Source organism: Streptomyces spongiae (assembly GCF_009377185.1).
Taxonomy (GTDB): Bacteria; Actinomycetota; Actinomycetes; order Streptomycetales; family Streptomycetaceae; genus Streptomyces; species Streptomyces spongiae.
This window is the reverse complement of record NZ_VJZC01000379.1, coordinates 1-9,611: the sequence shown is the minus strand read 5'-3', so window position 1 is coordinate 9,611 and position 9,611 is coordinate 1. Positions and strand designations below refer to the sequence as shown.

The window sequence follows — 9,611 nt, the reverse complement described above, 5'->3', positions numbered from 1 at the left end:
ATCGGGGGGGCTGCGGGTTTGGTGGGGCTTGTCGCGCAGTTCCCCGCGTCCCTCTCGGGGCGCCTAGCATCGTGATCAGCTGTTGGAGTTTGAGGAAGGTGCGCCATGGTGGCAGCCGAGCGGGCGAGGCGTCGTCCGGCGCGGGCCAGTGTCTGGCTGGAGGACAAGGCGCGGCGCGGCGGGGCGGCGCGCGGCGGGCAGCCGTCCGGCCTCGACCGGGACCGGATCACCGCGGTCGCGGTGGCGCTGCTGGACGCCGAGGGGCTGCCGAAGTTCTCGATGCGGCGGCTGGCCACGGAGCTGAACGTCACCGCGATGTCCGTGTACTGGTACGTGGACACGAAGGACGATCTGCTGGAGCTGGCGCTCGACGCGGTGTTCGGGGAGATGCGGGTGCCCGCCGCGATCCCGGGCGACGAGGAGGAGTCCACGGCGGACTGGCGTGACCAGCTGCGCGAGCTCGCCGTGGAGTACCGGGAGGTGCTGGTACGCCATCCGTGGGTGTCGACGCTCGCCGGGAACTTCCTCAACATCGGGCCGAACTACCTGGAGTTCTCCTTCGCCGTTCAGCGTGTGATCCGCCGGACCGGGTTGCCGATGTCCGAGCAGACCGGGGCGATCTCGGCGGTCTTCCAGTTCGTGTACGGGTTCGGCACGATCGAGGGGCACTTCGTCGAGCGCTGCGCGGCTGCCGGGGTGAGCGAGGACGAGTACTTCAGCGAGGCCATGGCGGCGGTGACGCAGGCTCCGCGGATCAGCCATGTCATGGAGGGGTCGAAGGCGCTCATGGAGGCCCGCGGGGGCGACACGGTGGCCGAGATGTTCGAGCGGGACTTCTCCACCGCGCTGGAGATCGTGATCGGGGGCATCGAGGCGCGGGTGACTGCCGTCTGACCGCGGTCTGACTGCGGTCTGACTGCGGTCTGACTGCCGTCGGCTGGGCGCGGGCGCCTACCCGTTTGTTCGTGGGTCGGGGGCGCGCCGGAAGGTCTCCGTCCTCGGTCCGGCGGTGCTGTGGGCGGTCACGTGCTCGGTGGCGGACGCCGGCCGCTGCGGGCGGACACCTCCCGGCACACCCCCTGCCGTGCGTACGCGGCTGCGGGTGCGTCGGGGTGCCGGTGCGCGGGTGCGTCGTGGTGCGGTGCGTGGCGTCAGTGGTGCGGGGGTTACGGTGCGTTGTGATGCCGGGCGCGAGCACGGCTTTCAGGGGCGCGGGGAACTGCGCGACCAGCCACAACTCACCCGCAGCCGACCACCGACAAGAACCCGGCAGACGAGCCCCCTACTCCTGCGGAGCCAGCCGCGCCGGGAAGCCGCCCGTGGCCACCGGCCCCCACTTCGTGGGCGTGACGCGGATGATCGACTTGCCCTGCTTGACCATGGCCTCCCGGTACTCGTCCCAGTCCGGGTGCTCACCGGCGATGTTGCGGTAGTACTCCACGAGCGGCTCGACCGACTCGGGGGAGTCGATGACCTCGGCGGTGCCGTCGATCTGGACCCAGGGACCGTTCCAGTCGTCGCTGAGGACGATCAGGCTGGCCTGGGGGTCCCGCTTGGCGTTGCGGGTCTTGGCGCGCTCCGGGTAGGTAGAGACCACGATGCGGCCCGAGTCGTCGACGCCGCAGGTCAGGGGCGAACCCTGGGGGCTGCCGTCGGCGCGGCGGGTGAGCAGGATCGCGCGGTGGCGCGGGCGTACGAAGTCCAGCAACTCGTCGAGGCTGACGGAGGTGTTCGTCGCGATGTTCGGTGCCATGGGCCGCAGCCTAGGCCCTCGTGGGGTCGGCGAGCCTGACCCTGTCGTTCCTACGTCTGCGGGAGTGTCTCGCCCTGGACCGCCTGGATGTCCAGTTCCACCTTGAGGGTGGTGCCGATCGCGGCGATCCCGGCCTGGAGCACCTGGTTGTAGTTCATCGCGAAGTCCTCGCGGTGGAGCTGGGTCGTGGCGTGGAAGGCGGCTCTCATGCCACCCCAGGCGTCCTTGCCGGTGCCCAGGTAGGTGAGGGCGAGGTCGACGGGGCGGGCGACGCCGTGCATCGTGAGTTCGCCGTGGAGCGTCCAGTGGTCGGGGTCGGACGCCGGGGTGAGGCCCGTCGAGTGGTACGTGATCGTCGGGTGGGCCGAGACGTCCAGGAAGTCCGGGGAGCGGAGGTGGTCGTCCCGCATGCCGTTGCCCGTGTCGATGGAAGCGGCGGTGATGACGGCCTCCACACGGGACGTGGCCGCGTCGTGGGGGGCCACCTCGATCCGGCCGGAGAAGTCCGTGAAGCGGCCGTGGATGGTGGAGATGCCCAGGTGGCGGGTGACCGCGGTGACGGAGGAATGGGCCGGGTCGATGGTCCAGGGGCCGGGCGGGGGGAGTTCGGTGCCGCCCTGGCGGGTGAGCGTCACGGTGCCGATCTCGGCCCGGCCGCTCACGGTGACGATCGTCGTGGACGCGGTGGGGGCGTAGCCGACGGCCGTGACGATCGCGGTGTACGTGCCCGGGGCGAGGTCGGTGGTGTCGCGTACCGTGCCCTCTTCGTCGGCCGCGGCACGCGCCATCTGCGTGCCGGTCGTGTCGGTCAGCGTGACGACCGCGTGTGACACGGCCCAACCGTCACGGGTGAGGATCTTCGCGGTCAGTCCCATGGTGGGTGACTCCTTGGATGAGGTCGTATGAGGTCGTATGGGGTTGTATGAGGCCGGATGAGACCGGCCCGTGGAGCGCGCGTCCGCTCTGCGCGTGCTCCACGGGCCGGGGTTCGGTGGGCTGGCTACCGACTGGACTACTTGCCGAGCGGACTACTCGCCGGGGTGGCCCAGTTCGATGTCGTGGTCGTCGACTCCCGGGCCGGTGACCGTGAGGGCGGTCGCCACCGGCGGGTAGCCCGTGGCGATGACGGTGTACTCGCCGCCGTCCAGGTCGGTGAAGGCGTACGCCCCGTCCGCGCCGGTCGTGGCCGTGCCGACGACGTTGCCCGCGGGGTCGACCAGGGTGACGCGGGCGTCGGTGAGGGGGCCGCCGGAGGCCCGTACGACTCCCTGGAGGCGGGCTCCGGAGGGGAGGTCGATCTCGATCCGGGTGACGCCGGTGCCGCCGATGTCGACGGGGAGGGCGCGGGGGCGGTGGCCCGCCGCGTTCACCGCGACCGTCACCGTGCCGGGCACGAGGTCGGCGAAGGTGAACCCGCCCTGTTCGCCGGTGGTTCCGGTGGCCAGTACGTCTCCGCGGACGTCCGTGACGACGACCATCGCGTCCTTGACCGGGAGGGCCGTCCCCGCGTCGCGGACCGTGCCGCTCAGGCCGCTGGTGCCGCTGAGCAGGATGTCGTACGTGACCGGCTCGCCGTCCACCACGATCGTGGACGCCTGGGGCTGGAAGCCGTCGGCGGAGGCGATCAGGACGTACGAACCCGAACCGGGCGCGTCCACGGCGTAGGCGCCGTCGGCCTGGGCGACCGCGCGGCCCAGCTGGCGTCCCCCGAGGGAGATCAGGGTGACGGAGGCCTGCGGAACGGGTGTGCTCTCGGCGCCGCGGACGTGGCCGTGGATCGGGGTGCCGCCGGAGGCGGGGCGCTCCTCGGTGGCCACCATGGCGGCCGCGGCGAGCCTCTGGGTGCCGCCGTCGGAAGCGGGCTCCGTCACGGCGGTCGTGGCGGGGCCGGCCGGCACCTGCTCCTCGGTCCGGGCGACCGCCTCGGCCACCGGAGCGGGCTCCTCGGCCTCCGTCGACTCGGCCTCGGCGGAGGCGACCTTGGTCCTCAGCGGGACCTCCTTGATGAAGAAGGACACCAGGAGGGCCAGCAGCGCCAGTGGCGCGGAGTAGAGGAAGACGTCCGCGACGCCGTGGCCGTAGGCGCTCTCCACGACCGTGCGCACGGGTGCGGGAAGCGCGGCCAGGTCGGGGATGTTCCCCTCGCCCGTACCGGCGTGGCCGAGGGCGGAGCCCTGGGCACCGAGACCGGCGAGGCCGTCCTTGACATAGTCGGTGATCCGGTTGGCGAGAACCGCGCCGAGCGCCGAGACACCCATGGCACCGCCGAGGGACCGGAAGAAGGTCACCGTGGAGCTGGCGGCACCCAGGTCGCTGGGGTCCACCTGGTTCTGCGTGCAGAGCACCAGGTTCTGCATCATCATGCCGACCCCGAGGCCCAGCAGAGCCATGAAGATCGCGATGTGCCAGTACTCGGTGTCGTAGCGGATCGTGCCCAGCAGGCCGAGGCCCGCGGTCACCAGCACGCCACCGGCGATCAGCCACGCCTTCCACCGGCCGGTCCGGGTGATGACCTGGCCGGAGACGGTGGACGAGACGAACAGACCGGCGATCATCGGGATGGTCATGACGCCGGACATCGTGGGCGACTTGTCCCGGGCCAGCTGGAAGTACTGGCTGAAGAAGACGGTGCCCGCGAACATCGCGACACCGACGAACATCGAGGCGATGGAGGCCAGCGTGATGGTGCGGTTGCGGAACAGCCGCAGCGGGATGATCGGCTCGCTCGCCTTCGTCTCGACGAGGACGAAGACCAGCAGCAGCGCCAGCGTGCCGCCGACCATCGCGTACGTCTGCCAGGACACCCAGTCGTACTTGTCGCCGGCGAAGGTGACCCAGACCAGCAGCAGGCAGACCGCCGCGGTGATGAAGAAGGCGCCCGCCCAGTCGACCTTGACCTGTCGCTTGACGATCGGGAGGTGCAGGGTCTTCTGCAGCACGATCAGGGCGATCACGGCGAAGGGCACGCCGACGTAGAAGCACCAGCGCCAGCCGAGCCAGCTGGTGTCGGTGATGACACCGCCGATCAGCGGGCCGCCGACCATCGCGGTGGCGAAGGTCGCGCCGAGGTAGCCGTTGTAGCGGCCGCGCTCACGCGGGGAGATCATCGCGGCCAGGATGATCTGGGCCAGCGACGACAGGCCGCCCATGCCGATGCCCTGGACCGCCCGGAACCCGATCAGCATGCCGGGGTTCTGCGACAGTCCGGCCGCCGCCGATCCCAGTACGAAGATGACCAGGGCGCTCTGGATCAGCAGCTTCTTGGAGAACAGGTCGGCGAGCTTGCCCCAAAGCGGGGTGGACGCGGTCATCGTCAGCAGGGACGCGGTCACGACCCAGGTGTAGGCGCTCTGGCCGCCGCCGAGGTCGCCGATGATCCGGGGCAGGGCGTTGGACACGATCGTCGACGACAGGATCGCGACGAACATGCCGAGCAGCAGCCCGGTCAGCGCTTCCATGATCTGCCGGTGCGACATCGGGGCGCCGCTCGGGGCGGTACCCGCGTGCTTGGCATGGGCCCGCACACCGGCTGGTGTGGTCGTTGCCATGGACTTCCTTCTCTTCGTTGCTTATGCGGGTGTACGGGGGGTGTGGTCGGTGGTGATCTCTGCCGCGACGGGTGCGGTAACGGGTGCGGTGACGGGTGCGGAGTGTGTGGTCCGCGGGGCCGCCCGGCAGTCGCCGAAGCTCTCGCGCAGCCGGTCCATGAGCCGGATCAGCTGCCCGACCTCGTCGTCGGACCAGTCGCCCAGCCGGTCGGCGAGCAACTGGGTGGTGAGTCCGTGGAGCTCGTCGAGCCGGGTCCGGCCCGCGGGGGTGAGGCGCAGGATGCGCGAGCGCTTGTCGGCCGGGTCGGGGAGCCGTTCGATCCAGCCGCGTACGGCGACGTGGGCGACATGACGGCTGGTCACCGACATGTCCACGGAGAGCAGCTCCGCGAGCCTGCTCATCCGCATGTCGCCGTGGCGCCCGAGCAGCGTCAGTACGCCCGCCGATCCGCCCGGGCAGTCCGGCGGCATGACGCGCGCCATGTCCCGCTTCACGGCCCCGACGGCACTGAGCGAACGCGCCAGCTCCTCGTACTGCGCCTTCCCGGCCATCGCTCGTCCGCCTCCCACCTTGTTGCTTAAGGCAACCGTAGGATTGATTGGTTGCTACAGGCAAATGGATCGGGGGGCGTGAGGGATAAAAGCTTGGCAAAGACAAGTATTGGCGACCGTAAACGCACAGGTCCCGCAGGATGCCCAGGGTGGGGATCACTCGGTCCACTCCCGGCGATTACCGCACCCAACAGGACAGCGCCCCCACACTTGGGTGGCTCCCCCGCATTCGCTAGGGTCCTGGGCCATGGCTAACACCCAGGGCCCCCAGGGCAACCACGACCCCGCCGGCAACACCCAGATGTTCCGCGCCTTCGTCGACGAGCCCCAGGGCCGTCAGCAGGCGGCCGCGTCCTCCAGCCCCCGTATCGGCGTGATCGTCGGCGTCATCGCGGCCGTGGCGATCGTCGTCGCCGTCGCCTGGCTCGCGCTGGCGTAAGCGCTTCGGCCGTCACTTCCCCTTCACCGAGACGTCCCGCGTCTCGATGTGCATGCCCAGCGGTACCCGCCACTCCTCGACGCACACCGTCCAGGTCTTCTCGCGGCTGGTCCCGCGGGCGATGGGCACGGGGAGTCTCCTCGTGGACTCCACGGTCGCCCAGTCGACGCCGAGCGGGCCGATGACATGCGTACCGAAGGTCACCCTGCCCGAACGCACCGTGGTGTCACCGGTGTTGCGGAACTCGACGGTGACCTTCTCGCACCAGCGCCTGTCGGTGGGCTCCCGCTCGGGCTCGCCCACGCTCAGTCCGGCGGGGCCCGTGGGGGACGGTGTCGCCGTGGCGTCGCCCGACGGTGGGCCGGAGGAGGGTGGGGGCGTCGAGGCGGAGGGCGCGTCCGTCGCCGTAGGACCGGAGTCGGTGCCGCCCGCCACGGAGTCGCCCGACCCCGGTTCGGCACCCGGGTCGTTCGCCGTACCCGGCCCGCTCTCCGCGCCCGAACCACCGCGCCCGTCGGGCGAGTCGGCCGTGCCGGGGCGATCGGAGCCCGTGGGCGGTCGTTCGCCCTCCCGCGGTCCGTTCAGTGGTGCGTCCAGCGGTACGAAGGTCACGTCCCCCGTCGGGGCCACGGCCGGCCGGGACGAGCCCGCTCCCGAGCCCACCGCTACGTAGCCGTCGCCGCCGGCGCTTCCGCAGGACGCCAACGCCCCGCCCAGGCACACGAGTACCGCCGAGGCGCCCACGAGGGCGCCCCGACGGCCACGAATCCATGTCGCGTGAGGCATCGCGCCAGTGTGGCTGACGGGGCGTCAATGAGGAACCCTGTCAGCACCGTCAGCAACAGCCGGCGCGCCGGACCTCTCGTCGAGGTCAGTCGGAGATCAGCCCGTCCCGCAGCTGGGCCAGCGTGCGGGTGAGGAGGCGGGAGACGTGCATCTGGGAGATGCCGACCTCCTCGCCGATCTGCGACTGCGTCATGTTCGCGAAGAAGCGGAGCATGATGATGCGGCGCTCGCGGGGCGGCAGCTTGGCGAGCAGGGGCTTGAGGGACTCGCGGTACTCGACGCCCTCCAGGGCGGTGTCCTCGTAGCCGAGGCGGTCCGCGAGGGAGCCCTCGCCGCCGTCGTCCTCGGGGGCCGGGGAGTCCAGCGAGGACGCCGTGTACGCGTTGCCCACGGCGAGGCCGTCGACCACGTCCTCCTCGGACACGCCCAGCACGGCCGCGAGTTCGGTGACCGTCGGGGAGCGGTCGAGCTTCTGGGAGAGCTCGTCGCTGGCCTTGGTGAGGGCCAGGCGCAGCTCCTGGAGCCGGCGCGGGACCCTGACCGACCACGAGGTGTCGCGGAAGAACCGCTTGATCTCGCCCACGACCGTCGGCATCGCGAACGTCGGGAACTCCACGCCCCGTTCGCAGTCGAAGCGGTCGATCGCCTTGATCAGGCCGATCGTGCCGACCTGGACGATGTCCTCCATCGGTTCGTTGCGCGACCGGAAGCGGGCGGCGGCGTAACGCACCAGCGGGAGGTTGAGCTCGATGAGGGTGTCCCGGACGTAGGCGCGCTCGGGGCTGTTCTCGTCCAGTGCGGCCAGCCGCAGGAACAGGGAGCGGGACAGGGTGCGGGTGTCGATGGACTCCGAAGCCGGAAGGACCGGGGGACCCGGAAGGTCCTGCGGGTCCTGAAGGTCCTGAGGGGCCTGGAGAGCGTCGGGCGCCGACTCGTTCTTGTCGAGCGTGAGCACCTTCGAGCTGCCCTGGTCTGCGGACATGCCACCCCCTTTGGGTCGCGGACGGACGCGGCGGACGCTCCCGTCGTAAGGAACGCAGCCTCCACCTGAATACCGGCTGCGAGGCTGCGGCAAACGCGCTTCCGGGAGAATGTCACATGTCGGCAACACGCTGTAGTGACATGTCGATATACCAAGGCCGAATAAGCCCTGGTTAACAGCTGTTTGAGGGGGTTTCAGGCGGTAACTGCCGGAAAGTTGGCCGATGCGCGATTCGCTCGCACCGGTGATGACCCGGCCTTACTTTCGGTTACGCGTCATGGCCTGGGTCCATGTCGGACCCGGCGTTTTCTGTGCGCCCCGTCTGCGTTTGTGCGCCCCGCGTGCCCCGCGTGCCACCTCCGCTTTCGCAGGTCATCCCGGATGCTGGACGCCGCCGCCGGGAGCCGTCAGGCGTCGATCCGGTTCGCCGAGCGCAGCCGGGCGAAGCTACGGGCGAGTAGCCGTGAGACATGCATCTGGGAAACACCGAGCTCGGCGCTGATCTGCGACTGGGTCAGATTGCTGTAGTAGCGCAGGAGAAGGATGCGCTGCTCCCGTTCGGGGAGCTGGACGAGGAGGTGGCGTACGAGGTCGCGGTGTTCGACGCCGTCGAGTGCCGGGTCCTCGTAGCCGAGCCGGTCCAGCAGGCCGGGCATTCCGTCGCCCTCCTGGGCCGCCTCGAGCGAGGTCGCGTGGTACGAGCGTCCGGCCTCGATGCAGGAGAGGACATCCTCCTCGCTGATGCGCAGCCGTTCGGCGATCTCGGCGGTCGTGGGGGTGCGTCCGAAGGCGGTGGTGAGGTCCTCGGTCGCGCTGTTGACCTGCACCCACAGCTCGTGCAGGCGGCGCGGGACGTGGACCGTACGGACGTTGTCGCGGAAGTAGCGCTTGATCTCGCCGATCACGGTCGGCATCGCGAAGGTGGGGAACTGCACGCCCCGGTCCGGGTCGAACCGGTCGATGGCGTTGATCAGCCCGATCGTGCCGACCTGGACGACGTCCTCCATGGGCTCGTTGCGGCTGCGGAAGCGGGTGGCGGCGTAGCGGACGAGGGGGAGGTTCGCCTCGATGAGGGCGCCGCGCACACGGTCGTGGTCGGGGGTGCCGGGCTCCAGGTGCTTGAGCTCGGCGAAGAGCAGCTGGGTGAGGGCACGGGTGTCGGCGCCCCGGCTGCGCTGCGGCGCGGGTTCCGGGGCGGGTTCGGCCGGTGGCTCCGCCGGTGACTCGGGTGGCTCGGCCGGCGGCTCGGGTGGCCTGGCCGGTGGCCCGGGAGGTTTGGCCGGTGGCTCGGGTGGCTCGGCCTGGGTGCGGGACGGTTCGCCTGCCGACTGGGGCGGTGCTTGAGGCGCAGTGCTGGCCGGCACGGTCGACTCCACCTCCGACTCCACCTCATGGTCCGTCAACGAATCCGTCAAAACCGGTCATAGCATCACAACACATGCGCGTTGCGATCAAGCACCGCATGTCGCCGTGTTGAGGATGCGCGGAGACGAGGGACGGCAGGTTGGGCCGTACGACGCAGCGGAGCCCTCCACCTTTCTCTTATACACA

General features: G+C 70.4%; 9 protein-coding genes. 2 read left to right on the top strand and 7 right to left on the bottom strand.

The features are described from left to right. Window positions 1-105 precede the first annotated feature (105 nt). Window positions 106-894 carry a TetR/AcrR family transcriptional regulator gene (locus FNH08_RS35000; protein WP_152775552.1) on the top strand — a complete coding sequence of 263 codons (789 nt, stop codon included), beginning with the start codon at window positions 106-108 and terminating at the stop codon, window positions 892-894. Between the two features lie 388 nt (window positions 895-1,282). Here FNH08_RS35000 and FNH08_RS34995 read toward each other — a convergent pair whose 3' ends face one another. The 4 genes from FNH08_RS34995 to FNH08_RS34980 form a co-directional block, all read right to left on the bottom strand. Beyond that, window positions 1,283-1,753, bottom strand: coding sequence for a PPOX class F420-dependent oxidoreductase (locus FNH08_RS34995; protein WP_152775551.1), 471 nt, complete (start codon window positions 1,751-1,753; stop codon window positions 1,283-1,285). 50 nt (window positions 1,754-1,803) lie between these two features. Beyond that, window positions 1,804-2,628: a YceI family protein gene (locus FNH08_RS34990; protein ID WP_152775550.1), complete on the bottom strand. Its 825-nt coding sequence runs from the start codon at window positions 2,626-2,628 to the stop codon at window positions 1,804-1,806. 153 nt (window positions 2,629-2,781) lie between these two features. Next, on the bottom strand, window positions 2,782-5,301 hold the full coding sequence (locus FNH08_RS34985; protein WP_152775549.1) for an MFS transporter: 2,520 nt from the start codon (window positions 5,299-5,301) through the stop codon (window positions 2,782-2,784). 21 nt (window positions 5,302-5,322) lie between these two features. Then, window positions 5,323-5,853, bottom strand: a complete 531-nt coding sequence (locus FNH08_RS34980; protein WP_152775548.1) for a MarR family winged helix-turn-helix transcriptional regulator — start codon at window positions 5,851-5,853, stop codon at window positions 5,323-5,325. A gap of 247 nt (window positions 5,854-6,100) precedes the next feature. Here FNH08_RS34980 and FNH08_RS34975 point away from each other — a divergent pair, with 247 nt between their 5' ends. Further along, window positions 6,101-6,292, top strand: a complete 192-nt coding sequence (locus FNH08_RS34975) for a hypothetical protein (protein ID WP_152775547.1) — start codon at window positions 6,101-6,103, stop codon at window positions 6,290-6,292. A gap of 12 nt (window positions 6,293-6,304) precedes the next feature. Here FNH08_RS34975 and FNH08_RS34970 read toward each other — a convergent pair whose 3' ends face one another. From FNH08_RS34970 to FNH08_RS34960, 3 genes are all read right to left on the bottom strand, one after another. Next, the gene (locus FNH08_RS34970; RefSeq protein WP_152775546.1) at window positions 6,305-7,078 is read right to left on the bottom strand and encodes a hypothetical protein; all 774 of its coding nucleotides are present in this window, start codon (window positions 7,076-7,078) and stop codon (window positions 6,305-6,307) included. Window positions 7,079-7,163: 85 nt separating this feature from the next. Further along, window positions 7,164-8,060 (bottom strand): RNA polymerase sigma factor SigF, encoded by an 897-nt coding sequence (locus FNH08_RS34965; protein ID WP_152775545.1) that lies wholly within the window; start codon window positions 8,058-8,060, stop codon window positions 7,164-7,166. Window positions 8,061-8,467: 407 nt separating this feature from the next. Further along, entirely contained in the window at window positions 8,468-9,436 is a 969-nt protein-coding gene (locus FNH08_RS34960) for an RNA polymerase sigma factor SigF (RefSeq protein WP_407704510.1), read from the bottom strand. Window positions 9,437-9,611 lie beyond the last annotated feature (175 nt).

Excerpts from the sequence above, each read along its gene's own strand:
- FNH08_RS34980 (WP_152775548.1), bottom strand. The coding sequence starts at position 5,853 with ATGGCCGGGAAGGCGCAGTACGAGGAGCTGGCGCGTTCGCTCAGTGCC.
- FNH08_RS34970 (WP_152775546.1), bottom strand. The coding sequence starts at position 7,078 with ATGCCTCACGCGACATGGATTCGTGGCCGTCGGGGCGCCCTCGTGGGC.
- FNH08_RS34985 (WP_152775549.1), bottom strand. The coding sequence starts at position 5,301 with ATGGCAACGACCACACCAGCCGGTGTGCGGGCCCATGCCAAGCACGCG.
- FNH08_RS34975 (WP_152775547.1), top strand. The coding sequence starts at position 6,101 with ATGGCTAACACCCAGGGCCCCCAGGGCAACCACGACCCCGCCGGCAAC.
- FNH08_RS34965 (WP_152775545.1), bottom strand. The coding sequence starts at position 8,060 with ATGTCCGCAGACCAGGGCAGCTCGAAGGTGCTCACGCTCGACAAGAAC.
- FNH08_RS34990 (WP_152775550.1), bottom strand. The coding sequence starts at position 2,628 with ATGGGACTGACCGCGAAGATCCTCACCCGTGACGGTTGGGCCGTGTCA.
- FNH08_RS35000 (WP_152775552.1), top strand. The coding sequence starts at position 106 with ATGGTGGCAGCCGAGCGGGCGAGGCGTCGTCCGGCGCGGGCCAGTGTC.
- FNH08_RS34995 (WP_152775551.1), bottom strand. The coding sequence starts at position 1,753 with ATGGCACCGAACATCGCGACGAACACCTCCGTCAGCCTCGACGAGTTG.